23 protein-coding genes are annotated in these 25964 nt (G+C 37.6%); 16 read left to right on the forward strand and 7 right to left on the reverse strand.

From position 1 onward, the window contains the following. Nucleotides 1-2 precede the first annotated feature (2 nt). Together ODE14_RS06170 and ODE14_RS06175 are read right to left on the reverse strand one after the other, a co-directional pair. Entirely contained in the window at nt 3-2858 is a 2856-nt protein-coding gene (locus ODE14_RS06170; RefSeq protein WP_263603380.1) for a glycoside hydrolase family 2 TIM barrel-domain containing protein, read from the reverse strand. Further along, complete coding sequence (locus tag ODE14_RS06175) at nt 2858-4234, reverse strand: glycoside hydrolase family 28 protein (protein WP_248392765.1); 1377 nt, start codon at nt 4232-4234, stop codon at nt 2858-2860. The genes ODE14_RS06170 and ODE14_RS06175 overlap by 1 nt, the downstream gene beginning before the upstream one ends. Before the next feature lie 250 nt (nt 4235-4484). On the opposite strand from ODE14_RS06175, the gene ODE14_RS06180 reads away from it, so the two are divergent. The 10 genes from ODE14_RS06180 to ODE14_RS06225 all read left to right on the forward strand — a co-directional run bounded on the left by ODE14_RS06180 (nt 4485) and on the right by ODE14_RS06225 (nt 13191). Continuing rightward, nucleotides 4485-5309, forward strand: a complete 825-nt coding sequence (locus ODE14_RS06180; protein WP_248392764.1) for a class I SAM-dependent methyltransferase — start codon at nt 4485-4487, stop codon at nt 5307-5309. Between the two features lie 300 nt (nt 5310-5609). Further along, nucleotides 5610-6707 carry a glycosyltransferase family 1 protein gene (locus ODE14_RS06185; protein WP_263603381.1) on the forward strand — a complete coding sequence of 366 codons (1098 nt, stop codon included), beginning with the start codon at nt 5610-5612 and terminating at the stop codon, nt 6705-6707. Continuing rightward, nucleotides 6700-7800: a UDP-galactopyranose mutase gene (gene glf, locus ODE14_RS06190; protein WP_248392762.1), complete on the forward strand. Its 1101-nt coding sequence runs from the start codon at nt 6700-6702 to the stop codon at nt 7798-7800. Before ODE14_RS06185 ends, glf begins: the two co-directional genes overlap by 8 nt. After that, a complete protein-coding gene (locus ODE14_RS06195; RefSeq protein WP_263603382.1) occupies nt 7787-8983 on the forward strand; it encodes a hypothetical protein in 1197 nt (398 codons plus the stop codon). Before glf ends, ODE14_RS06195 begins: the two co-directional genes overlap by 14 nt. Nucleotides 8984-9370: 387 nt before the next feature. Then, nucleotides 9371-9961 carry a TetR/AcrR family transcriptional regulator gene (locus ODE14_RS06200; protein WP_263603383.1) on the forward strand — a complete coding sequence of 197 codons (591 nt, stop codon included), beginning with the start codon at nt 9371-9373 and terminating at the stop codon, nt 9959-9961. A 68-nt stretch (nt 9962-10029) separates the two neighbouring features. Next, complete coding sequence (locus tag ODE14_RS06205; protein ID WP_263603384.1) at nt 10030-10488, forward strand: hypothetical protein; 459 nt, start codon at nt 10030-10032, stop codon at nt 10486-10488. A 1-nt stretch (nt 10489) separates the two neighbouring features. Continuing rightward, complete coding sequence (locus ODE14_RS06210) at nt 10490-10792, forward strand: DUF3817 domain-containing protein (protein WP_263603385.1); 303 nt, start codon at nt 10490-10492, stop codon at nt 10790-10792. Then, nucleotides 10789-11154, forward strand: coding sequence for a rhodanese-like domain-containing protein (locus ODE14_RS06215; RefSeq protein WP_263603386.1), 366 nt, complete (start codon nt 10789-10791; stop codon nt 11152-11154). The genes ODE14_RS06210 and ODE14_RS06215 overlap by 4 nt, the downstream gene beginning before the upstream one ends. Before the next feature lie 214 nt (nt 11155-11368). Further along, the gene (locus tag ODE14_RS06220) at nt 11369-12367 is read left to right on the forward strand and encodes a glycosyltransferase family 9 protein (protein ID WP_263603387.1); all 999 of its coding nucleotides are present in this window, start codon (nt 11369-11371) and stop codon (nt 12365-12367) included. A gap of 26 nt (nt 12368-12393) precedes the next feature. After that, a complete protein-coding gene (locus tag ODE14_RS06225) occupies nt 12394-13191 on the forward strand; it encodes a lipopolysaccharide kinase InaA family protein (RefSeq protein WP_263603388.1) in 798 nt (265 codons plus the stop codon). Between the two features lie 24 nt (nt 13192-13215). Here ODE14_RS06225 and ODE14_RS06230 read toward each other — a convergent pair whose 3' ends face one another. The 3 genes from ODE14_RS06230 to ODE14_RS06240 all read right to left on the reverse strand — a co-directional run bounded on the left by ODE14_RS06230 (nt 13216) and on the right by ODE14_RS06240 (nt 17797). Next, the gene (locus tag ODE14_RS06230) at nt 13216-14136 is read right to left on the reverse strand and encodes a helix-turn-helix domain-containing protein (RefSeq protein ID WP_263603389.1); all 921 of its coding nucleotides are present in this window, start codon (nt 14134-14136) and stop codon (nt 13216-13218) included. Between the two features lie 58 nt (nt 14137-14194). Beyond that, on the reverse strand, nt 14195-14971 hold the full coding sequence (locus ODE14_RS06235) for an SDR family NAD(P)-dependent oxidoreductase (protein WP_263603390.1): 777 nt from the start codon (nt 14969-14971) through the stop codon (nt 14195-14197). A gap of 330 nt (nt 14972-15301) precedes the next feature. Next, the gene (locus ODE14_RS06240) at nt 15302-17797 is read right to left on the reverse strand and encodes a PAS domain S-box protein (RefSeq protein WP_263603391.1); all 2496 of its coding nucleotides are present in this window, start codon (nt 17795-17797) and stop codon (nt 15302-15304) included. Between the two features lie 317 nt (nt 17798-18114). On the opposite strand from ODE14_RS06240, the gene ODE14_RS06245 reads away from it, so the two are divergent. After that, nucleotides 18115-18675: a dual specificity protein phosphatase family protein gene (locus tag ODE14_RS06245; protein ID WP_248392724.1), complete on the forward strand. Its 561-nt coding sequence runs from the start codon at nt 18115-18117 to the stop codon at nt 18673-18675. A 94-nt stretch (nt 18676-18769) separates the two neighbouring features. Here the strand turns inward: ODE14_RS06245 and ODE14_RS06250 are convergent, their stop codons facing one another. Beyond that, nucleotides 18770-19885, reverse strand: a complete 1116-nt coding sequence (locus tag ODE14_RS06250; RefSeq protein WP_263603392.1) for an alkene reductase — start codon at nt 19883-19885, stop codon at nt 18770-18772. 140 nt (nt 19886-20025) lie between these two features. On the opposite strand from ODE14_RS06250, the gene ODE14_RS06255 reads away from it, so the two are divergent. The 3 genes from ODE14_RS06255 to ODE14_RS06265 all read left to right on the forward strand — a co-directional run bounded on the left by ODE14_RS06255 (nt 20026) and on the right by ODE14_RS06265 (nt 21490). After that, a complete protein-coding gene (locus tag ODE14_RS06255; RefSeq protein WP_248392720.1) occupies nt 20026-20442 on the forward strand; it encodes a winged helix-turn-helix transcriptional regulator in 417 nt (138 codons plus the stop codon). Nucleotides 20443-20539: 97 nt separating this feature from the next. Continuing rightward, the gene (locus ODE14_RS06260) at nt 20540-20920 is read left to right on the forward strand and encodes a Crp/Fnr family transcriptional regulator (RefSeq protein WP_263603393.1); all 381 of its coding nucleotides are present in this window, start codon (nt 20540-20542) and stop codon (nt 20918-20920) included. Nucleotides 20921-21136: 216 nt separating this feature from the next. Beyond that, nucleotides 21137-21490, forward strand: a complete 354-nt coding sequence (locus ODE14_RS06265; RefSeq protein WP_263603394.1) for a bleomycin resistance protein — start codon at nt 21137-21139, stop codon at nt 21488-21490. 65 nt (nt 21491-21555) lie between these two features. On the opposite strand, the gene ODE14_RS06270 is transcribed toward ODE14_RS06265, so the two are convergent. Continuing rightward, on the reverse strand, nt 21556-23763 hold the full coding sequence (locus ODE14_RS06270) for an ATP-binding protein (RefSeq protein WP_263603395.1): 2208 nt from the start codon (nt 23761-23763) through the stop codon (nt 21556-21558). Nucleotides 23764-24155: 392 nt separating this feature from the next. Between ODE14_RS06270 and ODE14_RS06275 the strand changes: the two genes are divergently transcribed. After that, on the forward strand, nt 24156-25175 hold the full coding sequence (locus tag ODE14_RS06275) for a sensor histidine kinase (protein WP_263603396.1): 1020 nt from the start codon (nt 24156-24158) through the stop codon (nt 25173-25175). Next, nucleotides 25172-25939, forward strand: a complete 768-nt coding sequence (locus ODE14_RS06280; RefSeq protein ID WP_263603397.1) for a LytR/AlgR family response regulator transcription factor — start codon at nt 25172-25174, stop codon at nt 25937-25939. Before ODE14_RS06275 ends, ODE14_RS06280 begins: the two co-directional genes overlap by 4 nt. The last annotated feature ends 25 nt before the right edge of the window (nt 25940-25964 follow it).

Here is a 25964-nt window from a genome sequence, read left to right on the forward strand (position 1 = left end):
TTTTAATCCGTTAAAATATTTTCTTTCGGCATTGTAAACTGTTTATTTTCATCGCCTAAATCCGGCAAACCAAAATAGAAATATAAGGTTCTTTTAAACGTTCCATTCAAATGATTGGGTTCGCTTTCTGGTCCTAGAGTGGACGTGTCATTATTAACATTAAATGCCAGAACCGTTCCCAATGGCGGAATTGCATCGAGGAAAGAAATATTTCCGCTTGGTAATTTTGGGTAAGCTTCTGCTCCGTAAATTCCGTAAAAATCAAACAATCTGACGAACATTTTTTCTTCTTTAGTTCCAACCATAATTTTTCCTTCTGCCGTATCCAATTGCAACCAAGAAACGTCATCGAAATAACCTTTAAATTCTGGATAAATCCAAGGTGATTGTCCGGTTCTTGTTGAGTTTTTCAGATTCTGCCAAACATTATAAGTCTGCCCCTGCAAACGGTTTTTCCAAACGTGATAAGGTCCTTTGCCCAGCCATTTGGCGTTGATGACATAATTTTCTGGATAATCAAAACTTACGCCTGCAAACTGATAATCTCCCGACAATGAATATTCATAATTCAATTCTAAAATACCGTTTGGATTGAGTGTCCAAATGATTTTATTTCCGTTTTTATAATTGATTTCAATCAGTTGATTCTGTCCTTCTGCAAAAGATTTTATGGAAGATAATTCCATTGTTCCGTTCACAAAAATAGGTCCGTTTTTGAAGGTCATTTTCTTTCCTTTTTTGTCGACAATGACGGATTTTAATAATCCGTCTTTTTTACCAATGGCAAATTCTTTTTCGTGTGATTTTAGAATAAATAATGAATCATTTTCGATTAGAGAAACAGGGAATTCTTTGATTAATGATTTGGAAAACTGTTTTGTAATCTCGTCATTCAATTTGATTTTCCAGGTCCAGGTGTAAATTTCTTTTCCGAAAGAATCGATTGCGGTTAATAGTAATCCTTCGTTTTCTCTCCAGTTTGGAGGAAGATTAAGATTGATATTTCCTTTTTCTGTCGGTTGAATATCTGGCGATTCTGCTTTTCCTTTCTGAATTACATCAAATCCGGATTCGGAAGAAAATGGTGTTTTGAATTTCACTAATTTCCATTCAAGCTGGCAATCTTTTAAATTCGTAAAATGATAACGGTTTTCTATAGGAATGATTCCGTTAAAATCATTCGGCAAAGTTTTCAAATCAATTTTTACCGGACTGTAAATTTCACGGATAGCGTAAAAACTTCCTTCTTTTTCCCGATGTGGCCCTAAAACTCCGTCAGGAGCGTTGATGGCGTTGACATCAATCTGGTTATTAAAATCCGTCCGTACCAAACCTTCATCCATGAAAGCCCACAGAAAACCGCCCGCACCTTTTTTGGAATTCCAGTGAAGTTCCCAATAATCGGCAAGAGAAGTTCCGCCACCGCCGTCGTCCTGTGCGTGAAGAAACTCGGTCGGCATATAGATATTTTCGCCTTCAAGAATTTTTTTGGTGCTGTAATAATCTTCGTAATGATTGCAGTCGATTCCGTTGAAAGCATTTCCAGGTTTGTGATGTGCGTGAATAACAGGACGGTTTGACAGATCATATTTTGCAAATTCGGCATCCAAATCAAAATTATGTCCGCCTTCATTTCCGTTGCTCCAGAAAATAATCGAAGGATGATTTGCATCTCTCGTCACCATTTCTTTCACGAGTTTTTTCCCGACTTCGGTGCTGTATTTTTTTTGCCAGCCTGCCAATTCATCCAAAACATATAAACCTAGCGAATCACAAATTTTCAGAAACGATTTATTTGGCGGATAATGAGAACATCGAACGGCATTCATATTCATTTCTTTGATGAGCTGAACGTCCATTAAATCAATATTTTCCGTAACAGCCCTACCCGTTTCAGGCCACCAAACGTGACGGTTGATGCCTTTCATTTTGATTTTGGTTCCGTTGATGAAAATTCCGTCGCCTTTACGGATTTCAATGGTTCGGAAACCAAATTTTTCTTCAGTTTGGCTGATTGTTTTTTTGTTTTTGCTTAAAATAAATTTGGCTTTGTATAAATTCGGGGTTTCCGCCGTCCAGAGTTTTGGATTTTTAACAGAAAACTGAATCTGTTTTAAAGTATCTCCTTTTTGAATCTGAACCTGACATTCACCAACTAAATTATTTTTAACATCAAATAATTCAACTTTTACATTGTTAGCAGAATTAATTCCTTTTAAATTAATATTTGAACGAAAACTTCCATCTGCTTTTGCATCAATTGACACTGATAAAATATGTTCTTTTGGAGTCGCTTCCAGATAAACAGGTCGAAAAATTCCGCCTAAAATCCAGTAATCTGCCAATCGTTCTGCGTTGTTGACCGATTTATCTGCTGACATTTTGGAAACTTTAACTTCTAAAACATTCTCTTTTCCGAATTGAATTTTATCGGAAATATCATATTTAAATTCATAAAAAGCGCCCTGATGAATTGCTCCCGCCAACTTTCCATTGATTTTAACTTCGGTATCGGTCATTGAACCTTCAAAAACGATATTGATTGATTTTCCTTTCCAGGAATTCGGAACAGTGAATTTGTGTTTATACAAACCCATTTCATCGTGAAACTTAAAATTTCTCCCGTAAGTAACATAATCCCGGCCATAATTGTACGAGCCGAAACCCTGCTGTTCCCATTGCGAAGGCACCTGAATTTTGTTCCAGCTTCCTGATTTTCGTCCATCATTAATCCAAAAATCCCATTCTTTGGTATGTTCAGCATCTGTCCCGCTCAGGAATTGAATTTCCTTAGATTGCGAATGCAGAAACTGTGAGCAAAAGCATAAAAGAACGAATATTTTGGAATAAAAACTCATTATTTTGCAGCAGTATCGGAGTCGTCTTTTTTATCGTAAGTCTGGCTAAGAGAAGCAACTTTGGTGATGTTAACTTTGGTCTGTTTCAAATTCTTGATAGCCTTTAAATTCTGTTCTTCAGGCTTTAACGCTCTGATTTTCAAATTTTCAAACGTAAAATCTTTCAATTCATACAAATCTGAAGCTTCAACTGAAAATGCAGTTTCGCAATCGATGTCAATATTTTTCAAGACGATATTATTTGCCAATCTCCTTTTCGGCGCTTCTTCTCCTTTCAAATCAAAAAACTGATTCCAGCCTTTTACATATAAGAATGTTTTTACATTTCCTTTGATATTATCCAAAGTAATGTATTCATAATGTTGAGGCGTATCGGGACGCATTTTCAAGTGTAATAATCTTGAAGCATCCTTCACGGTAGAATTTCTGAAAATGATATTGTAATTATGAATCGATTCGCTTCCGCAAGTGAGCGCAGAATGACAGAAGCCGAACGTATTGTCTTCGATAATAATATTTCTGTTTTCGCCATTATTCGGGTCAACATCTGCCTTCGGACCTTTTCCGCCTTTCAAAGCAATCGCATCGTCATTGACTGACATATAGCAATTTTTAACCAGGAAATTTGAACACGCATCGATATCGATTGCATCTGTACTAGGCGCTTTTACCGGAGCTTTAGGCGCAAGAATCGTGAGATTTAATAATTTTACGAATTGAGATTTATAATAATGCGTGCTCCAGAAGGGCGAATTCTTAACGGTAATTCCTTCAATCTGTACGTTTTTGGAGTTTGAAATGTAGATGATCCTAGGTCGCATTTCATCCATATTGGTGCATTTGGGATTCCATTCGCGTCTTTTCCAGAATGATTTCCAAAATCTCAATCCGTTTCCGTCAAGCGTTCCTTTTCCTGAAATCGTGAAACCGTCTAACCCGTCTGCATTAATTAAAGCAGGAAAATATTTTACAGTCTGACCTTCCATTCTGGTTGTCACGACAGGAAAATCGTTGATATCATCGCTTCCTTTTAGTTTTGCACCATTTTCTAAATATAAATGTGTTCCTTGTTTAAAGAAAACTGAACTGATGAGGAAAGTTCCTTTCGGAATGATGATGACTCCACCTCCGTTTTTCGCAGCCAAATCAATAATTTCCTGAAGTTTTTTGGTCTGAAGAATTGTGCTGTCGTTCTTCATTCCGTTTTCAGTAATGATGTATTTTTTGCCTAAAGTATTGATGTCGGTTGGTTTGTTTTCTTTGAACCATTTCGGGATAGCAGTTCCATCCGGAAATTTTTCCTGGCTTTTTAATCCGGAAAAGAAAAAGAGAAAAGAAAAAGAAAATAGAAGCTTTGATATGTTTTGAATTGTCATAACCGGTTTTGTATTGCTAATAAACGAAAATAAAAATATAGTTTTTGAGCATCCGGAGCATCCTGTCCTTACCTGTCAGTCAATTTTCACATCTATAATATTATTATAATAATTATAACCGATTGAAAATTTCTTTATCTTTATCCCATTAAAATTGTTTCATAAATATCATACAGACGCATCCTTGCGTTTCAGCCAGCTTATTCTGAGCCGGCTCATTACTCTTATTATTAATTTTAATGAAACAATTATGAAGTTTATAGATTCATCTATAGATCAATTCTATACACAAAGTCAGGAAGAATTGAGGCTCTCCGTAGGTTTGGGACCTCTCGAATTCGAACGCAATAAAATATTAATCAGCCGTTATCTTATTCCATCAGATAAAATTGCTGATATTGGCGGTGGCCCGGGACATTATGCGCAGTGGCTGGCTGGTCTAGGTCACGATGTTACGCTAATTGATCCGGTTAAAAAGCATATCAATCAGGCTAAAAAGCGTTCTGCAAAAAATTTTTTCAATTGCCTGCAGGGAGAAGCACGCCACCTTCCGCTTGATGATGCAAGCCAGGATCTGATCATTATGCATGGTCCTTTGTATCATTTACAGGAGGAGGAAGACCGAATTGCAGCACTGCGTGAAGCCGGCCGTAAACTTAAAAAAAACGGAATCATATTAGGTTTTGCAATTACGCATTCGGCATCTGCTGTTGCTGCTCTTCACAGCGGACTTATTTATCAGAATGAGATATGTGCCATGTGTGCTGAAGAACTTTCTTCGGGAATCCATGAACCGCCATCCGGATTTCCGTTTATGCTGCCAAAAGGGTTTTACCACCGTCCTTCAGAATTAATTGCAGAGTTCAGCACCGCAGGTTTTGAAACGATTGATCTTTTACCCGTGGAAGGTATGGCCTGGCTCGACGGTAATTTTTTTCAAAATTGGGCAGACCCTTTAAAACGCAGTCAGCTTCTGAGATTAATTCAAATGACTGAAAAAGACCGCGAATTGCTTTGTTTCAGCCCACACATTATGTTAGCGGCAAAGTTAAATGCTGATAGTTGCCTGTTTTAATTATTACAATTATGCAACAGATCATAAAAATGAAGATGGAAACGCAGTATTTTTGAGATGTACTACCTTGTTTTTACACATATCCTACACTCCTTTTTAAAGGGGTGTTTTTTCTTTTTAGAAAACCATTTTTGTACATGATTTTCCGTGATTTAGAATTTGCATAAATAGTTGTTATCAGGAGCAAAATCAATCCAGTTGCCGTATAAAATTATAAAATAAACTTCTTTATTTATGACTGCGGTCATGAATCTCACACTTTTTTAAGAGTAGCTTTATGAATACATAATATAACATCTAATGCAAAATATTCTATGCTTCAGCCACCTCCGGTGGAATTTCGTATTTCAACGACCTCAACATTTACTTACCCGTTTCGCAAAACAATACAATGTTTTCTATTTTGAAGAACCTAAAACAGGCCCCGATTCGTATGAACTGACACAACAAAATGGGGTTTCAGTAGTGGTTATTTATTTAGAAGACTATCATTCTGACTTTAAAAAGCGTATGGCCAGACAAATTGATAATTTCCTTAAAGATCATAATATCCGGGAATACCTGTGCTGGTACTATACCCCGATGGCATTGGAATATACTTCGCATCTTACCCCTAAAATTACGGTCTATGATTCTATGGATGAGCTTTCTGCATTCCGTTTTGCTCCTCCCCGGTTACTGGAATATGAAGAAGAACTTTTTAATAAGGCCGATATTGTTTTTACCGGTGGTTACAGTCTTTATGAAGCCAAAAAAGAAAGACATCATAACATCCATCCTTTTCCGAGCAGTATTGATAAGGAACATTTCCAAAAGGCACGGCTCAATATGACAGATCAGCCCGATCAGCAAGAAATCCCTCATCCAAGGTTCGGTTTTTTCGGGGTTATTGATGAAAGGTTTGATACGGATTTGTTAAATCTGGTTTCACAGAAAAAACCCGACTGGCATTTTGTGATGATTGGGCCTGTTGTAAAAATAGATCCGGCAGAACTTCCACAAGCCCCGAATATTCATTATTTAGGACCTAAAAAATATGAAGAACTTCCAAATTATATCAGTCATTGGGATATTGCGCTGGTTTTATTTGCCATTAATGAATCAACAGAATTTATCAGCCCTACAAAAACTCCGGAATATCTTGCTGCCGGTCTCCCTGTAATTTCCAGCCCGATAAAGGATATTGTAAGAACGTATGGTGAAGAAAACCTTGTATATATTACCAAGAATGCGGAATCCTTTATTGCTTCCGGAGAAGAGGAACTTCAAAAAAAATCCCGCACGGAATGGTTATTGAAGGTTGACGAATTCCTTGCTGATGATTCCTGGGACAATACTTTTGAAAAAATGTGCCTGTTAATCGATACGGTTAAAGAAAAAAACGGAATCCATGTATGATTTTCTGATAATCGGCTGCGGGTTTGCGGGAGCAGTACTTGCCGAACGCCTTGCAAAGCAGGGGAAAAAAGTTCTTATTGTAGACAAAAGAGACCATATTGCAGGAAACGCCTATGATCATTATAATGAAGACGGGATTATGATTCATAAATACGGGCCTCATATCTTCCACACAAATTCTGAAGAAGTTTTTAAATATCTTTCACAATTTACCGAATGGAGACCTTATGAACACAGGGTTTTAGCAAGTGTCGACGGGCAGCTTGTTCCTATTCCCATCAATCTTACTACCATTAATACACTTTATGGAAGCAAGCTTTCTTCTTCTGAAGTGAAAGAATTTCTGGCCTCAAAAGCTGAAGCCAGAAAGCAGGTTTTAACTTCGGAAGATGTAGTGATCAATGCCGTGGGAAAAGAGTTATATGAAAAATTTTTTCGTGGATATACCAAAAAACAGTGGAATCTTGATCCTTCAGAACTGGATGCATCGGTTACAGCCAGAGTGCCTACCAGAACCAACAGCGACGACCGCTATTTTACCGACACTTTCCAGGCAATGCCTAAAAACGGTTATACTGAAATGTTCAGAAAGATGCTGTCACATCCCAATATTCACATTATGCTGAATACTAATTACAAGGACATCGTAAATCTGATTCCGCACCAAAAGCTGATCTTTACAGGACCTGTAGACAGTTATTTTGATTTCCGTTTCGGTAAACTGCCTTACCGGTCTATCAATTTCGAGTTTGAAACTCTCGATCAACATCAATATCAGGTTACAGGTACGATTAATTATCCTACATCCAACCTTTACACCAGAATTACTGAATTTAAACACCTTACCGGTCAAAAGCATTCTAAAACAACCATTGTATACGAATATCCAACCGGTGAAGGAGATCCTTATTATCCTATTCCCAGAAAAGAAAATCAGGAAATTTACAATCAGTATAGAAAACTGGCTGATGAAATGCCGGATGTTTACTTTACGGGACGTCTGGGCACTTATAAATATTATAATATGGATCAGGTGGTTGCTCAATCGCTGGCATTGTTTCGAAAAATCATAAAAGAAAATGACAGTCAGTAAGTCAGTTTCAGGAAATCCTTTTCGCTCTTTCATTATGGGAGGGTTTGAATGTGCAGATCATCAGAATGCATTTGGAGAAAGGATTGATCTTATTGTATTAACGGGTCACGACCGGTTGATTAATGAAGACTATAAACGACTCCGTGAAATCGATATTACGACAGTGAGAGAAGGAATCCGCTGGAGCCATGTAGAAAAAAAACCTTTCGTGTATGACTGGACTCAGGTGGAGGACCTAATAATTCATGCACATAAACATGATATTCAGGTAGTTTGGGACATCTGCCATTTTGGTTTTCCGGATGATCTCACGCCTTTACATCCTATGTTTGCGCGTCGTTTTGCCCACCTCTGCAGGGCTTTTGTTAAGAAATACAGGAGCCTTGTTCCGGATGGAGCACTTATCATTACCCCAATTAATGAAGTCAGTTTTTTATCCTGGCTGGGCGGGGAAGTAAAAGGAACCAGTCCGTATTGCATCAACCAGGGATGGGAAGTAAAATACATGCTGATGAAAGCTTATATAGAAGGTATAGAAATGATGAAAGAGGCAGATCCTTCTGTAAGAATTATGGTTACCGAACCGCTTGTCCATATTTCGGCATCAGATTCGTCTGATCCGGATTTATGTTTTGCAGCACAGGAAAAACATCAGGAACAGTTTCAGGTCTTAGATATATTGAGTGGAAAGATGTGCCCTGAACTTCGGGGAAAAGAAGAATATCTTGATATTATCGGCGTCAACTTTTATTTTAACAATCAATGGACGCTCAATGAGCACCAATCCATTCCCTGGGATTGCGATCCGCCAAACCCCATGTGGAGAAGCCTGAGTTCCCTTGTGGAAGAAGTATATCTGCAATACAAAAGGCCTGTTGTCATTTCAGAAACCAGCATTCCGGAGCATAAAAGGTATTCCTGGCTGAAAATGATTCATAAAGAATGTATCAAAATCATTAAAAAAGAAATTCCTTTATATGGATGTTGCATTTACCCGATTATTGACCGACCCGATTGGGATTTTCCTGAAATATGGCATCACAGCGGATTATGGGATATTCCGGATCCTTCCAATCTTCACCGGGAAATTCATCAGGAAAGCCTGGTTGCGTTAAATGAATTCAGATTTAATCTTTTAACATTACTTTTACCAGAACAAATTGTTATTACTGAAGAAAGTTAAATTTACGATTCATCAATAACAGCTACTTATATACATAATTCGAATACGGCCAGCTATGCCATTAGACTACAATTACGGTTCTTTGCAATTTATAATATAACCCGTTGTGCATTTTGAATTATTGTTTTTCGAAAATAAGTGACACGCCTTTGTTTAGCTTTATAATCAGTATTTTTTTATAATTCTTTGTATAATCTTGCGCTTTTTTATCGATAGGAAAGACAAATTTTTGAAATAAATCTTTATTTTTTTAAGATAATAATGGAATTTCATTTAATAAAGAAAAACAAAGATTTAATTGTCATTCACTTGGCGGTATCTGCAAAATGCAAAGGCTAATAATATAATAAATTTGTTACTTTGCAAACATACCAGTTAGTACACTTTATGAAAAAATCACAGGAGACCAGACTGCATATTCTTCAAACCGCTTTTATCCTTATCTATAGCAAAGGCTACCAGACCACAAGCATTGATGAGATTATTGCAAAGACAAAGGTGACGAAAGGCGCTTTCTATTATCACTTTAAGACCAAGGACGAAATGGGGCTGGCTATTCTGAATGAATTATTGCGTCCTAATTTTTCAGCAAACTTTATAGAACCTCTGAAAAGTTCGGAAAATGCATTGGAAAAAATCTACGATCTCGTTTACCATATCCTGATGGAGGATTCTTTTATGACCGTTGAAAGCGGATGCCCCGCCTCAAATTTCACCCAGGAGATGGCACCCTGGAATATTGAATTTACCAAAACTTTGAATGAAATTTCCAAACAATGGGAACAGGCCATCACAGAAGCAGTGGAGCGAAGCAAAAAAAATGGCCTGGTAAAACCTGAAGTTGATCCCCGGGAAATTGCTGTGTTTGTAATGTCTGGATATTGGGGAGTGAGAAATTTAGGCAAACTGGAAAATTCCAAAGAGGTATATCTGGTATTTCTGAACGGACTCAAATCCTATTTTAACAGCTTAAAATAATTTTTCTAAAAAAACATACCAGTTAGTATGTTTTTTATTATATCTTTGTTGCATCTTAAAAATGTGACATGTATCAGACATTGACTTTTTTACATTCTTTGTTTCGCTGGCTGGTTCTTTTAAGCCTTGTATATTCAATTTTCAAAGCCTATAAAGGGTATTTTTTAAATCTGGAATTCTCAAAAACAGTGGATTCCCTAAGACACTGGACTGCTACAGTTGCTCATGTTCAGCTGGTATTAGGAATTATATTATATTCCAAAAGTCCGACAGTCAAATATTTCTGGAAAAATTTCAATGAAGCCAAAGCATCGTTTGAGATCCTTTTTTTCGGACTGATCCATATTGCACTGATGCTTTTCTCAATTGTTCTGATTACCATTGGTTCCGCTCTTGCAAAAAGAAAATCTACCGATAAGGAAAAGTTTGCCATAATGCTTATCTATTTCAGTATCGCATTGATTATTATACTATTGGCTATTCCGTGGCCGTTTTCTCCTCTTGCTCAGAGACCTTATATACGATAATATGATCAATTTATTTAAAACCAGGATCGGAAGATTAAGAATAATCGCCATCCTTGAAGGGATTTCGCTGTTGGTACTTGTTTTCATCGCTGTGCCATTAAAGTATGCATACAACAATCCGGCAATAGTAAAAGTAATGGGACCTTTTCACGGTTCATTATTTCTTCTGTTTTTGTTTAATACATTAAGTGTAGGTGTCGAACAGCAATGGAAATTTAAACAAATCACGTGGAAAGTGCTTTTGGCCTGCATGATTCCTTTCGGAACATTTTATATTGACAGAAAAATTTTAAGCAAAATATGAAAAACGCGGTTATATTTTTGGGAATTGTTCTCACGGTATATATAATTTATAGGATTTATAAATTTCAGACTTTGGACAACGGATTGGATCAACTGATCAAAAACGGGGCGGTAATCCTTGATGTGAGAACAGAAAAAGAATTCAGCACCGGACATATCCCCGGCTCAAGGAATATTTCTTTAGGTATAATTAGAGAACGGTATATCGAACTTGATCCCGACAAAACCTACATTACCGTATGTTCTCATGGCTTAAGAAGTGTAAAAGCCGAAAGTATTTTAAAAGAAAGAGGCTTCAAAAATGTGTATAACGGAGGAGCGTGGAGCGATTTAATGAATACTATTGGTAACAGTAAAGACTGAATGTATAAAGCAAAAATTAGATTTATCTAATAATCAGCATTATAATCAGTGTCATGCAATACAATAAATGCCTATTACCTTTATAGATAATTACTATCGGAAATCCGAATAACATAGAAAATACATTAGTATTTATCAGTAAATTGTGCACTATTTTAAATACTATTTTTTCATGAAAATACCGAAGGGAATTAACAAGGTTAGGAGGTCATTAATGAGAAATCTAACAAAAAATATTGGGAAGTCCGGCTTAAAGAAATCTGAAAAAAACGATATTAAAATAAAAAGAATTCTCATCACAAGACCTAATCACCGTCTTGGAAATCTGCTGCTTCTAACCCCACTGGTACAGGAAGTAATCAATACATTCCCCGAAAGTAAAATTGATCTTTTTGTAAAAGGACAAATCACCCCTATTATTTATAAAAATTATACAAATATTGACAAAATTATCCAGCTTCCGAAAAAACCGTTCAGCAATATTTTTAAATATCTGAAAGGCTGGATGTCACTGCGCACAAAAAAATATGATTTGGTTATTAATGCTAATTTTGGGTCATCTTCAGGAAGGATATCCACCTTAGCAGCCAATTCCAGATACAAGATGTTTGGCGAATTTGATGAAAAATACTTACAGGAATTTAATGATTATCAGCATTCTGCAAAACAGAGTATTTATGACTTAAGACATTTTTTATCCGAACTGGGAGTTCCGGAAAATAAGAATGACATTCCCTTTCTTGATATTAAACTGGATGCCGAAGAAATAGAAGCCGGGAAAAAGAAACTTTTTTCCATCACAAACAATGACAGACCTACGATCTGCCTGTTTACCAATGCTACGGGCGATAAATGCTATTCCGAACAATGGTGGTCCGATTTTTATAATATACTGAAAGAAACATTTCCCGATTATAATATTGTAGAACTTTTACCCGTTGAAAACATTTCCAAACTCAACTTTTCCATACCACATTTTTACAGTAAGGATATCAGAGAAATGGGTGGTTTTATGGCCAATACGGCAGTATTTATTGCAGCAGATAATGGCGTAATGCATCTTGCCAGTGCAAGCGGGACACCAACGGTGGGTTTATTTATGGTAACTGATGAAAATCTTTACAAACCTTACAACCCAAAAAGTTTCTCTGTAAATACGCAGCATACGACGAACGAAGATATTATGCGTTTACTGCGTACAACCGTAGGATAGAATTACACAAACTAAAAATATATGATATGAAATTGATTTTTGCTGAAGGTTTATCTCAATATAAAGATGATATTCTATCAACTTTGAAGAAGTTTAAAAGCGAAGGAACATTAATTGGTAATGGTTCCCGAAATGTGATTAAGGTTTTCGATGTTAATGGAATGCATCTCAATTTTAAGTCCTTCAAACAACATAATATTATCAACAGGCACGTTTACAAATTTTACCGTAAATCTAAAGCACACCGTTCATTCGAGTATGCTCATATGCTCATCAGCAAGAACTACCATACTCCCCGTCCCGTTGCCTACATAGAAAACCATGATTTTATCGGATTGACATCCAGCTACTATATCAGTGAACAACTGGAGGATGTCTGGACGCTTGACCGTGTTCTTCATGATCAGTCTTTTACCGATCGCGAAAAGATTATAAAAGAATATGCACGACTAATGTTTCGTCTGCATAACGACGGAATTCAGTTTCTTGATAATTCACCAAATAATTTCCTGATCCGTAAGGAAGATAGCCGCTATTCAATTTATCTGGTTGATCTTAACAGAATGAATTTTTACGATTCTATTGATCTTAATAAAAGGCTAAAGAATTTCGCAAGGCTTACTAACAATCCGGAGATTATAGAAATTATTGCCGGAGAATATGCCAGTTTATACGGTACATCAAAAGCTATTTGTCTGAAAACAATTATGGAGGCCTCCCAACAGCAGGTCACCAGGCGAAAAATAAAGAAAGTGCTTAAATTATATAAATACCTTATTCCTAACGTAATTGTATATTATTTAAATGATCCTGTCTTATTTTAAATATTTAAAAATCGTTTTGAATAACTAAGAAATATTTTTACGAAACTCTACGGGAGAAAGACCTGTCTGCACCCTGAACATTTTGCTGAATGACTGCGGATGCTCGAAACCCAGTTCATACGCAATTTCTCCTACCGTCAAATCAGTGGAAGTTAATCTTTCCTTGGCTTTTTCGGTGAGTTTTTCCCGGATATACTGTTGTGTGCTTTTCCCGATCACGGAACGTAAAACATCACTCAGATACCCGGGCGAAATGCTGAGCTGCTCCGAAAGATACTGTACCGTAGGAATTCCCCGTTGTAAGGTATCCTGATCATTGATATAATTATCAAGAATGACTTCTACCTTCTGAATAATATCATTATTCATTACTTTTCGTGTAATGAACTGGCGTTTATAAAACCTGTTGACATAGCTCAAAAGCAGTTCCAGCTGTGCAATGACAACCTCCTGACTGAATTCATCCACGCGACTGTTCAGCTCCTGTTCCATAATCTTGTAAATGGAAAGAATGATTCCTTTTTCCGAATCCGAAAGATGCAGCGCTTCATTCCATGAATAGGAAAAATAGGCATATTGCTTAATTTTCCTGGCCAAAGGATAACCCAGCAGAAAATCAGGATGAATCAGTAAAATATAACAGTACGTTTCACTGTTGTAATCAGTGCTTCCTACCAGCTGATTCGGTGCCAGGAACAGCATGCTTCCTTCATTATAGTCGTAATAATTCCGACCGTACTTCAGCCTTCCTTTATTTCTGGTGATGAAAGTTATTTTATAAAAACTCAGAATATCGTAAATCGGCGCCATTTCCGTATTAAAAGGATGGTCTTTATGGAAATGCACAAGACTGATGAGCGGATGCTGCGGTGCAGGCAACCCGAATGCCTTATGGCTTTCCGATATCGAAATAAAACGAACCAGTTTATCCTCTTTATTTTTCATGCGATAAATGTATAAAAAAACCTATGATCAGTGATCACAGGTTTACTATATTAAAATATTACCAGGGAAGAACATGATCTTTACCACTGAAACCGGCAGGGCCGGTGAAACTGCCGTTCGGAAGATCTTCGGCTAAAGCCACACGGATCGGTTCCTTTGAACCTTCCTCTACAGAATCAGTTCCCTGGAAATTATTAAGCGCCGTAGCCGTAAATCCCGGACTTACCAGATGGACTTTAATATTCGTATGCTCCAGGTCTATCGCCAGTGAAAGAAAAATGCCGTTGAGTGCGGTCTTGGAAGCACCGTAAACTGCGTCAAAATTTCCCCTGTATGGATTTTCCGGATTGGCATTAATCCCAAGAGAGCCTAATGCACTTGAAACCGTTACGATACGTGCACTTGAAGCTTTATGCAATAACGGTAAAAAAGCCTGCGTTAAAGCAAGAGTTCCGAAAACATTGGTGTCCCAAACAGTTTTCAGTTCATTAATTGGTGCAATGCTGGCACGCTGTGAACCCAGAACGTCCTCCATCGTTCGGCCTGCCTTTCCAATATGTGAGATTGCCGCATTATTCACCAGGAGCGTTAAGTAGCCATATTGATTCGCTACAGTTTCCACTACCCTTCTGATCGATTCCGAATCCGTAATGTCCAGCTGAATAGCTTTTGCATTTTCACCCAATTCGGATACCGCTGCTTTTCCTTTTTGTAAATCACGTGAACCGACATACACAATGTATCCGTTTTTCACAAGAGCTTTCGCGATCTGAAAACCTACTCCTGTATTGGCACCCGATACCAGTGCCACTTTACTTTCTTCTCTATTGTCCATTTTCAATTATTTTAAATTTATATTGCAAAGATGCGCCCATAAAAAATAACAGATGTATCCAAATTGAGGAAATGTGAAGCCGGATTGAGGTTATTTAAAAAAATTAACGATCAGAAAAACTTTTATTGCATTATAGAGCTTATATACCAACGAAAAAGGCTGTCTTCATCAGACAGCCTTTGTTATTAATTTGTTTTAATCTTAATCTTTAATAATTTTTCTGCTGATTGCTAATGACTGTCCGAGGGTCTGTGTAAGCTTACTACGCAAACTTCGGCTACCTCAGCAAAATGAAATTTTTAACTTTGATAAAATTTAGAAAAATTAGCTTTAATCATTCTGATCCTCATCCGGTAGCGTAAACCAGAATGTACTTCCCATACCTTCTTCACTTTCAACGCCAATCTTTCCGCCATGGCGTTCAATAATATCCGCGCTGATATAGAGTCCTAATCCAAGGCCGGAAGCCTGTATACCATTCGGATCTACCCGATAATACCGTTCAAAAAGATAAGGTAATTTTTCAGCAGGTATGCCCGGACCGGTATCCCTTACTGAAACTTTCACCGAATAAATGTCCTTTTCGATGGTCAGGAATATCTGTCTGCTTTTAGGTGCATATTTAATGGCATTATTGATGAAATTAATAACAACCTGCTGGATCCTGTTTTCATCTGCTACGATTTCCAGGTTTTTTTCACCTTCTACCAATAACTCATGAGTTCCCAGATGGATCACATGAGAACAGCACTCGTCTACCATATGGGCAAAGTTGAATTTCTTTTTGTTTAACATCACCTTGCCTTCATTTATTCTGGTTACATTTAGCAGTTCTTCCACCAGCTCGGAAATCTTTTCCATGCTTTTGTTGGACTGATCAATTAATCTTGGAAGCAGAGCCGTAGGATTTGTCTTCATTCTTTCAAGAAGCTGTAAAGAAGCCTTAAGACTGGTAAGCGGTGTTTTAAGTTCATGGCTGGCAATTGAGATAAAATCATCCTTCTGCTGCTGAATTTGTTTTAAAGCCGTAATATCCATTACGGTGCCCAGAAGTTTTTCTGCATTACCCTGGTTATCATAATGAACATTACCCTGTAAACGAATCCATTTTATCACATTATTGGCAAGGACAATTCTGGCTTCATAAAAAAGTTTTCCTGTTTTTCGGGCAGTAGCATGAGCCTCATCACTGAGATGGGCATCCAAAGGATGGAAACTGGTGAGTACTTCTGCTCTTGAAACAGGGCTTGTAACACCAAATATTTCATCAAAACGCCTGGAGCCAATTACTGATTGTTCTGCATATCTGAACTCGTAAGTTCCGATTTCCGATGCTTCAATGGCAAGACGGTTACGTTCTTCAATATCTTCAATCTGTCTTCTCGCTATCACTTTTGCCGTCACATCATTTCCTACTACCATAATGGAAGTAACTATTCCTTTTAAGTCTTTAACAGGTTCGTAAACAAAGTCGATAAACATGATTTGATCTACTCCTTTCCGGTTCAGGACGAGTTCATGTTCCAATCCATGAAATGCGGTTCCGGTTTCGATTACCTGTTGCATAATCGGGGCATATACATCAGCAGCTTCCGCCACACCATCCCAGATACTTCGCATTTCCAGCTGTTCTCTGGATTTGCCCACCAATTCCAGGTAACCGTCATTCACTTCAATAACCAAAAGATCTTCTGCACGGATTACACAAATAGCAACCGGAGCCTGCCTGATAAGATTTCTAAAACGTGCTTCACTGAGGAGCAGTTCTTCATTAGATTCTGCAAGCTCTTCATTGGTTGCTGCAAGCTCTTCATTAAGCGCTGTAAATTCTTCATTAGAAGCAGCCAACTCTTCATTCATATCCTGCAGCTGCTGTTCACTCAGTTTCATTTGGGTGATATCTACACAGGAACTTATATATCCTGCAAATTTACCATCGGAAAGAAACCTTGGTGTTCCTTTTTTTAGCAGCCAGTGATAAGATCCGTCGGATCCCAGAAGCCTCATTTCAGCGCTGTAAGAAATCCTTTGTACAAATGCCTGCTGATGAATGTTTAAAAACTTTTGTTTATCCAGAGGATGAATAAGATCATACCAACCCATCTCCAGCAGCTGATGTGCATTACGTCCGCTAAGTGTGGACCATGCTTTATTAAAATAGATCAGTTTCCCTGTTTCATCACGTACAGCTATCAGAATATCTGTATTGTCGGCCATAGACCTGAAGCGCTCTTCACTTTCCACTAAAGCTTTTACCCTATCTTCTACCATCTGTTCAAGCTCAGTATTCATACGGGAGAGTTCTTCCCTGCTTGCTTCAAGTTCTTCATTAACTGCGCTTAATTCTTCATTTGCTGCCGCGAGCTGTTCATTTAAAGATTGCTCACGGATGAGCAGCTGTTTATTTTGGCTGGCCTCTTCCAGTTCAAGTCTGTTCAGATAGCGTTCAGTGACATCAGTAGCAGTATGTAAAATTGCTATTACGCGGCCATTTTCGTCTTTCACGGCCCGGTATTCAAAATCAAAGTAGTAGGTACTTATCACTCCGTCAACTAATAGATCTGCAGGAGTATCATTTCCCGAAATCGTTATACCTTCACGCCAAACCCTTGCAAACATTTCAATAAAGGGCTGGCCTGAGAGTTCGGGCATTGCTTCTTCCAAGCTTTTCCCGATAACTTCCGGACCGCGGCCCCAAATGGCCAACATAGCTTTATTTGCAAATTCTATCCTCGCATTTTCACCAACATGCACCGCAGTGGCAGTATTGATGAAAGAAAATATGTGAGTGAGTTGTTCAAAATTTAGTGATAACGAGTCCTTCATTGTTCCATATTGGTTTCAATCACGAAAATACGAAAATAGAGAAAAAGACGAGCCTATATAGGGATTAAAAGTATACCACAAACAGTAAAAAAACACAAAACATCACAAGCAAATAACTTTACCTTGAAATATCAGGTGAAAATTATCATGGTCTAACATTTTCCGCGTTAATTATTTAATTCTTATCAAAAAAAATCATGAAAATTTCTTACATGACGTAAAGTCCGGATATTTAATTATAAGATAGTATCTTAGCAACCATAAATTTCAAAATTTGACAACTTCAGCCTATGAGCAGAATTTTTAAATCTAAAAAGATGAAAATTGCAATTATTTCATTGATTACGGTATTGTTCCTTGGTTTAGCTTTTGCTTTTTATCAGAAAAAAATTCGCTACAATCTGGTAACGATCTCGGAAAATAAAGTTTATAATTCCGGTGTTATTCCTCCGGATAAACTGCCTGATGTTATCAATGATCATCATATAAAAACCATTATCGATTTACGCGATGGTGCAGAACAGACAGAACTTAATCCTGAAACCAAAAAGCAGGTCAACACTGAAGCTGCCGCAGCGGGAAAGATAGCAAATGTACATTATTTTAACCTTCCTACCGACCAGATTCCCCAAGACAGTACCGTGAAGAAGTTTTTAAAGATAATGGATGATCCCAAAAACTACCCTGTTCTGATTCATTGTCATCACGGGGTTGGACGTTCCCGTTTGTTTAGTTCAATTTACAGGATTGAATATGAACATTTCACCAATGAGCAGGCAAGAAAAAATGCCCGTTTCTTCTGGGAATTCAGCAATAATTTTTCAAAGAGTTCTGAAAAAGGTTTATTTCTAACGAATTATAAGAAAAGGAATCATTAATTAATGATTCCTTCTTCAAAAGATTTATTCATAATTAAATAGTTACAAATACTTCTCTCTAATAACATTTGTATTACTTTATTATTTATAATTCCTATTCAGTAATTAATGCTTTAGGATAGGTAATATATCCATTTTCCTCTCCGGTGTAATAGGTATCTCTGTCGCTTTGTGATAACGGTACATTATGCTTAAACCGTTCAACAAGATCCGGATTTGCAATAAAAGGTTCTCCAAAAGATACAAAATCCGCATTTCCTTCCCTTAGAATTTTATTTCCGCTTTCCTTGGAAAATCCCAGATTAGCCATGATTCTGCCTTTGTAATTGTTTCGAAAATGAGCGAAATAATCTTCCTGCAACTGATCTACGGGAGTACCTGATAAATCTTCAGCAGGCCCTACAATATGTACAAAAGCCAAATTATAAGAATCCAGTTTTTTCAAAATATATTTAAATAGCGGAATTGTTTCTTCGTCCGGCTGTACGATTCCCACATGGCTTATCATTACCGGAGAAAATTTTATGGACACCCGGCTGCTGTCCCAGACTTCGATAATCGCATCCAGAATCTCAAAGATTATCCGGGTACGGTTTTCAAGACTTCCTCCATACTCGTCGGTACGCCTGTTGGTGGCAATACTAAGAAATTGCGGAATGAGCATACCGGCTATAGCATGTACCTCAACTCCATCAAAACCAGCTTCTTTTGCATTTTGAGCAGCTTTTTTATAATCCTGTATGGTACTGTGGATTTCTGCAGCTGTCATTTCGCGCGGCGTTACGGTATCTTTAAAACCTTCCGGCGTAAAAGACTGCGACTGTATATTCACTGGGGAAGGTCCCACAGGAAGCTCACTTTTCTGCAGATCAGGATGTGCCCCTGCACCAATATGTCCCAGTTGCGAAAAAATTAAACCACCTTTATCATGCACAGCTTTCGTAACAGTTTTCCATCCTTCAACTTGTTCCTGGGTATAAATTCCCGGGACATTAATAAAGCCGATAGACTGTGGATTCACCCATGTTCCTTCTGATAAAATCAGTCCAGCAGAAGCCCGCTGCGCATAATATTCCGCCATTATCGGTGTAGGAATCAGCTCCGGATTAGTCGCCCTTCCGCGGGTAAGTGATGCCATTACTACTCTGTTTTTTAATTTCAGATCTCCTAATTGATATTCCTCTAAAAGAGGTGATAATGTATTTTCCATTTTCTATTTAATGTTAATGCCTGACAAATTTCGAGTAATGCGAACTAAAGAACAATAATGGATAAATTAAGACCCTGGTGATAAATTTATCCCTATGTACTTATTGGTTGATATGATGTATTTTTGTATAAATTTTTGTTATGTACGAAAGAAAGATTCCTCTTACCATTGACTGCGGGCTGCATCTTACCCGGGAAATACTCAACGGCAAATGGAAGCCTGCGATACTTAATGCAATTTCTATGAATATAAAACGTCCAAGTGAAATTGGAAGAACACTGCCTGACGCAACACGCCGGGTCCTGAGCGCACAGCTGAAAGAACTTGAAGAACACGGGATAATAGAAAAGAAAATCTATCCGCAGTTACCTCCTAAAGTAGAATATTCACTTAGCGAAATTGGCTGGTCTTTAATGCCCATTATTGATGCGATGAACATTTGGGGAGATCAGAACCGGGATTTTTTAGAGAAAGTTATTGCTAAAGATCCTAAAATTACGAAAATGTCAAAATCTCCCTGTGAACTCATTCGACGGGAAACCTCAGATGAAAAGTAATTTCAATATTATTATTTATAGCCATGCTATTTATTGATATATTACACTCAAAATACATCCGACACATCTTATATTTGCTAATAATAAAAAGTTCATCATGCTGAAACAACTCGGAAATTTCTCTGATGCTGAAATGCATTTATTGGATAACCATCTCTATACAAGGCATTTGGATAAGAATGAAATATTAGATGAATCCAGGAGTATTTCAACATCATTGTTTTACATTGTCAAAGGTTCTTTTTATCAGTATTACAGGAATGAGTATGTTGAAGAAGAAATTATTACGGATCTGCACGTTGAAGGCGAATGGGCAATAAATCTTCAGAGTCTGGTGATGCAGCAACCGGCAAAGGCAACTTTAAAGGCTTTTGAAAAGTCCGAAGTTCGTGAACTTAAGCTTCAGGATCTCCATGAGCTTATTGCAGTTTCGCAGAGGTTTTTGCAATTTAACAACTTCTCAATGCGCCCAATTTAAAAATGGATTTTTATAATGAAAATATGAGTCCTGCTGAGAAATATAATCATCTATTGCAAACAAAGCCACAACTGATACAAACGTTCCCTCTATCCATGATCGCTTCTTTTCTGAAAATAAGACCTGAAACGCTGAGCAGAGTGCGGGCTAATATTGCTTTTTGATTTCGATCAAGTGTGAGTTTAATATATTATCATCAATTTTGAAGAAAAAAATATGATGACAGCAGTAATTCCAAAATTGCCGATGCGCAATAAAGAAATAACCAGAACATTCTACGCCAAATTGGGATTTGAAGTCTCTGAAAATGATTTCCAGGGATACCTGATGTTGAAGAAAGATGGTTTGGAAATCCATTTTTTTGAATTTGCAGCGCTGATACCATCTGAAAATTATGGGCAGATCTACATCCGATGTACAGAAATCGATGCGACTTATGAATCCTTTCTTAAAAATAATATTGAAATCCATCCTGCTGGCCATCTGAAACAAAAGCACTGGGGACAAAAAGAGTTTTCGATACTGGATCCTGATAACAATCTGATCACCTTTGGACAGCCATTGCAGTAGTCAATCAGTACCTGCTGGCTCTCCAAATTATTTCATCATAACTATATTAAAATAGATTTTAAATACTACACTGGCAGGGTAAACCAAAAAGTTGAGCCTTGTCCAACCTCGCTTTCGACACCGATAGAACCACCGTGATTCTTGATGATATCGGCACAGATAAAAAGTCCCAGGCCAAGTCCTGAAAATTTTTGCCCCTGATAGTCCGTTCGGTAGTATCTTTCAAAGAGTCTGGATAACTTTTCTTTCGGGATTCCGGGACCGTTATCACTAACACTGATTATCATCTCTTTAGCATCCAGCAGATCCGCCTTAATAAATATATCAGACTCCGGTGCATATTTAATGGCATTATTGATAAGGTTGACCATCACCTGTCCGATCTGCTGGTTGTCCGCAACAATCTTTTCGTGGAGCTCCCCTTCAAAAGTGATTTTTCTTTCTGTCTGCTGGGCAAAATTAGCACAACATTCCTCGAACAATTCTGACAGTGTAAAAGGTTTCTTGTCGATCTTCAGATGTCCTTGTTCAAGCCTGCTGGTATCCAGAAGATCGTTCATCAGGATAGTGAGCTTGTTGAGGCTTACTACAGATTGATCTATAAGCCTTACTTTAGTTTCTTCGGTCAAATTCATTCCTCTTTTTTGAAGCATCTGTAATGATGCTTTCAGTGCAGTGACCGGTGTTCTGAGTTCGTGACTGGCGATGCTGATAAAATCATCTTTACTTTGTGCGATGAGCCTTCTTTCGGTCACATTCATAAAGGTTCCTATCCCTCCGGTAAGAACACCGTTCTGATCAAACATCGGTGCCGCATTAATGGAAATGTATATTCTATCACCATTCGGAGGCTGTACGGCAATCTCATGATCAGTGAGCGGTTTCTGTGTCTTCATCATGATGGACATGGGATGTTCTTCAGATGGCAGAGGTGTTCCGTCGATACGCAGATTCTGCCATTGCGGATCATCATAAGTACGAGTTTTGATCTCAGTTTCCTTTAAACCAAGAATCTGCTGAGCCATCGGATTGGCATAGACCATCTGCCCTGATGCATCTATGACACCAACACCTTCTGCCATCGTTTCCAATATCGACCTCAATCGTTGTTCACTCTCCCTTAGGTTATTTTCAAGTTCTGCTTTTTCTCTGATATTTTCTTCCAAACGGATTATAGCTTCAGCATGTGAGGTAACATCAATAGCCATATCAATTACCCCGGTAATAACTCCGTTTTCAACATAGGGTGTGTAACTGAAATTAAAAAACCTTTCTTCCAGCTGACCATCCTTTTTGATCATCACAGGGGACGCGTCATCTGAATGCCTTACACCGTTTTTGTAAGTATCTTCTAACATATCCGCAGCTTTTTGTCCTCTAAGCTCGGGAAATTCGTTAAATAAAGGCTTCCCGATGATGGTTACATCTTTGCCCAAAAGCTCCAGCATAGCGACATTAACCATCGTTACCATGTAGTCTTCACCCTTTAAAAGCATCATGGCAACAGGCGACTGTGTGATAAGGTCACGAAAACTCATTTCACTGGTCGTGAGTTTTTCGTTGAGTAAGGAAATGGTATCATTTAAATGTTTTAGCTGATCATTCTGACTATTAAGCTCTTTATTATGCAAAGTAAGCTCAGAGATATTGCTCTCATTTTCAGTCTTGCCGGACAACAGATCGGAATTGTCTTTTCTCAACTGATCACTTAAAAAATAAATTTCCTTATTGGCATGATCCAACTTCCTGTTCATTTCTATGTATTCTCTATTGACCGTCGTCAATTCTTCGTTACTTGACCTGAGGTCATGATTTAAGGATGAAAGATCATGATTGGCAAGGTTGAGCTCAGCCTCCCGGTTTCGAAGGAGTTCCCAGGCCTGCTGTCTTTCCGTCACATTACTTGCGGTATGCAGAATACAATAGATCTTGCCGGCTTTATCAGCAACCGGCTTATATTTAAAATCATAATATAGCGTGATCTTTTTACCATTAACATCAGTTGTTATCGGTATGTTGCGGACCTCAAATGCTTTTCCCGAATGCCAGGTGTCCCGCAGGATATCTGAATAGGACGCTCCATTCAGCTCAGGAAGCACTTCCTCCAACTTTTTGCCGCGTATTGATTCATCTTTGTTCCATATTTTAAGCATCGCATCATTCGCAAACTGGATACGTAAATCCTCACCGGTATAGATTGCGGTGGGATCACTGGATTGCTTCAGTATATCGAAAATTGCATCAGTGCCTAATGCGGAGAAAAAGTGGATCATTTATATCTATATTATCAACGTTTAAAGGTATGAAAAATATAACTCAAAATATTCATATTTCCGCGAACCTAGTCTACACCTTCTTCTGATGGTTTTTAAGCAATCGGCTTTGCTTCTGTTTGATATTTAATGAAAGCTTATTTCAGGTACATAAGAAATTACAGTTAGTACAAAAATCCTCAATTTTTGCACTATGTTTACGTTATGCTTCATACTTATAACAGGCTAAAATGGTTATTGAAATTATTTACATAAACTATCATTTTCACAATAACCAAAAGATTTTTAAATTAGTATTTACATCCTATTGCAATGTTATTTCAACATCAACTTTTGCCGCTTCGGTCATTTTATTATATCAATGATTTTAATATTTTCATTTCTTTGTACCAATGAATAAAAATGAGAGAAAAATATATATTTACAGTGCGTTTTTGATCACATTGATGGTAAATTCTGCAAAACTGATGGCACTGAACAGTGATGGGATTATCGCCCGTTACTGGCAGTTCAATATTGAGGAATATAGCTTCCAGTTTTTGTATAATATGTTATTCTGCCTTCTTTTATTATACCTTAATCTTTCCGACGGTAAATTTCTAAGTGTCTTTAGAGAAAACAAACAATACTGGAAATTCTACCTGTGCAATTCCCTGGTTATTGTTGCAGCAATTGTCCTGGGAAGCTTGATCCATTCTTTTATTTTTGGAATCTTCCATCTTCCCGGAGGAAGAATCAGAGGGTATTTTGCCAGGTTTTTGCTAAGCAGCATCATGATTGCCGTAGTAATCCGTCTCATTCTTCTGATGCGTGAAAGCAGAAAAAAAGACATGCTTAACGAGCAGCTCAATTCCGCTTACCTTCAGACTCAGCTTCAATTGCTTCAGGAACAACTTAATCCGCATTTTCTTTTCAATACCCTGAGCAGTCTTTCTGCCATAGTCATGGAAAATCCAGGTCTGGCCCAAAACTATATCCTTCATCTTTCCAAAATTTTCAGATATACATTGGTTCATTCAGGTAATAATCTGGTAACCCTTGAGAAGGAGCTTGAGCATTTAAAGTCTTATACCCAACTCATAACAATGCGGCTGGAAAACACCTTCCAGATTCATATCAATATCAGCAAAGATTTAATCCAAATGCAAATCCTTCATTTATCACTGCAACCTTTGATCGAAAATGCGGTTAAACATAACAGAGCGACACTTTCAGATCCTTTAATCATAGAGATTTATGAAGAAAACAGATGGCTTATCATCCGAAACAACCTCCAGCCCACCATCAGCAAGACAGAGGGTGCCGGAATTGGTCTTACCAATTTAAATGAAAGATATAAGCTGCAAAATCAGCAAGAGATAGAGATCCATCAAACGACAGAATATTTCATCGTAAAGCTTCCTTTATTATGAGAAGAAATATACATATTATCATTATTGAGGATGAACCTGCTACCGCGAGACATCTGGAATACATCCTGAAAGAAATCAATCCGGAAATACAAATCACAAAATGTTTGCAGAGTATAGCAGAAGCAACGGAGTGGTTTACCTTAAATGATAATAATTTTGACCTGATATTTTCAGACATAAGACTTTCTGATGGATTATCGTTTGAAATATTTAGAAAGGTTAAAATAAAAAAGCCTGTCATCTTTGTTACGGCATATCATGATTATGCTATTGAGGCCTTCCGTAACAATGGCATTGATTACGTGTTAAAACCCTTCGATAAAGAAGAAATAACGCGCACGATATTTAAATATCACATCTTAATTGCTGCTGATTCTGAAAAAAGACAGAATGCAAAAGCATCTCTGCTTCAGGAACTGCAAAATGCGACGAAGCACTATCGAAAATCTTTCCTTATACATTATTGCGGCAGGCTTATCCCTGTGGAAGCAGCTAAGATTAACTGGTTTCATACGGCCAATGAGATTGTATATGCACATTTGTCTGACGGCAGGCAATATATAATGGAATTTACACTGGAACAGCTGGAAAATGAACTTGAACCTACTCTTTTTTTCAGGGCTAACCGCCAATTCATTATTAATAAAAAAGCCGTAGAAGCCGTGGAATACTTTTTTAACGGAAGACTGTTAATTAAAATTCATCCTTCACCACAGGACCAGATCATCGTCAGCAAGGCAAAAGCCATGACTTTTAGAAAATGACTGGACCAATAATTTGTTTTACCAC

It is taken from the genome of Chryseobacterium sp. PET-29 (assembly GCF_025736815.1).
In the GTDB taxonomy this organism is placed as follows: domain Bacteria; phylum Bacteroidota; class Bacteroidia; order Flavobacteriales; family Weeksellaceae; genus Chryseobacterium; species Chryseobacterium nepalense.

Excerpts from the sequence above, each read along its gene's own strand:
- ODE14_RS06170 (WP_263603380.1), bottom strand. The coding sequence starts at position 2,858 with ATGAGTTTTTATTCCAAAATATTCGTTCTTTTATGCTTTTGCTCACAG.
- ODE14_RS06175 (WP_248392765.1), bottom strand. The coding sequence starts at position 4,234 with ATGACAATTCAAAACATATCAAAGCTTCTATTTTCTTTTTCTTTTCTC.
- ODE14_RS06180 (WP_248392764.1), top strand. The coding sequence starts at position 4,485 with ATGAAGTTTATAGATTCATCTATAGATCAATTCTATACACAAAGTCAG.
- ODE14_RS06185 (WP_263603381.1), top strand. The coding sequence starts at position 5,610 with ATGCAAAATATTCTATGCTTCAGCCACCTCCGGTGGAATTTCGTATTT.
- glf (WP_248392762.1), top strand. The coding sequence starts at position 6,700 with ATGTATGATTTTCTGATAATCGGCTGCGGGTTTGCGGGAGCAGTACTT.
- ODE14_RS06195 (WP_263603382.1), top strand. The coding sequence starts at position 7,787 with ATGACAGTCAGTAAGTCAGTTTCAGGAAATCCTTTTCGCTCTTTCATT.
- ODE14_RS06200 (WP_263603383.1), top strand. The coding sequence starts at position 9,371 with ATGAAAAAATCACAGGAGACCAGACTGCATATTCTTCAAACCGCTTTT.
- ODE14_RS06205 (WP_263603384.1), top strand. The coding sequence starts at position 10,030 with ATGTATCAGACATTGACTTTTTTACATTCTTTGTTTCGCTGGCTGGTT.
- ODE14_RS06210 (WP_263603385.1), top strand. The coding sequence starts at position 10,490 with ATGATCAATTTATTTAAAACCAGGATCGGAAGATTAAGAATAATCGCC.
- ODE14_RS06215 (WP_263603386.1), top strand. The coding sequence starts at position 10,789 with ATGAAAAACGCGGTTATATTTTTGGGAATTGTTCTCACGGTATATATA.
- ODE14_RS06220 (WP_263603387.1), top strand. The coding sequence starts at position 11,369 with ATGAGAAATCTAACAAAAAATATTGGGAAGTCCGGCTTAAAGAAATCT.
- ODE14_RS06225 (WP_263603388.1), top strand. The coding sequence starts at position 12,394 with ATGAAATTGATTTTTGCTGAAGGTTTATCTCAATATAAAGATGATATT.
- ODE14_RS06230 (WP_263603389.1), bottom strand. The coding sequence starts at position 14,136 with ATGAAAAATAAAGAGGATAAACTGGTTCGTTTTATTTCGATATCGGAA.
- ODE14_RS06235 (WP_263603390.1), bottom strand. The coding sequence starts at position 14,971 with ATGGACAATAGAGAAGAAAGTAAAGTGGCACTGGTATCGGGTGCCAAT.
- ODE14_RS06240 (WP_263603391.1), bottom strand. The coding sequence starts at position 17,797 with ATGAAGGACTCGTTATCACTAAATTTTGAACAACTCACTCACATATTT.
- ODE14_RS06245 (WP_248392724.1), top strand. The coding sequence starts at position 18,115 with ATGAAAATTGCAATTATTTCATTGATTACGGTATTGTTCCTTGGTTTA.
- ODE14_RS06250 (WP_263603392.1), bottom strand. The coding sequence starts at position 19,885 with ATGGAAAATACATTATCACCTCTTTTAGAGGAATATCAATTAGGAGAT.
- ODE14_RS06255 (WP_248392720.1), top strand. The coding sequence starts at position 20,026 with ATGTACGAAAGAAAGATTCCTCTTACCATTGACTGCGGGCTGCATCTT.
- ODE14_RS06260 (WP_263603393.1), top strand. The coding sequence starts at position 20,540 with ATGCTGAAACAACTCGGAAATTTCTCTGATGCTGAAATGCATTTATTG.
- ODE14_RS06265 (WP_263603394.1), top strand. The coding sequence starts at position 21,137 with ATGATGACAGCAGTAATTCCAAAATTGCCGATGCGCAATAAAGAAATA.
- ODE14_RS06270 (WP_263603395.1), bottom strand. The coding sequence starts at position 23,763 with ATGATCCACTTTTTCTCCGCATTAGGCACTGATGCAATTTTCGATATA.
- ODE14_RS06275 (WP_263603396.1), top strand. The coding sequence starts at position 24,156 with ATGAATAAAAATGAGAGAAAAATATATATTTACAGTGCGTTTTTGATC.
- ODE14_RS06280 (WP_263603397.1), top strand. The coding sequence starts at position 25,172 with ATGAGAAGAAATATACATATTATCATTATTGAGGATGAACCTGCTACC.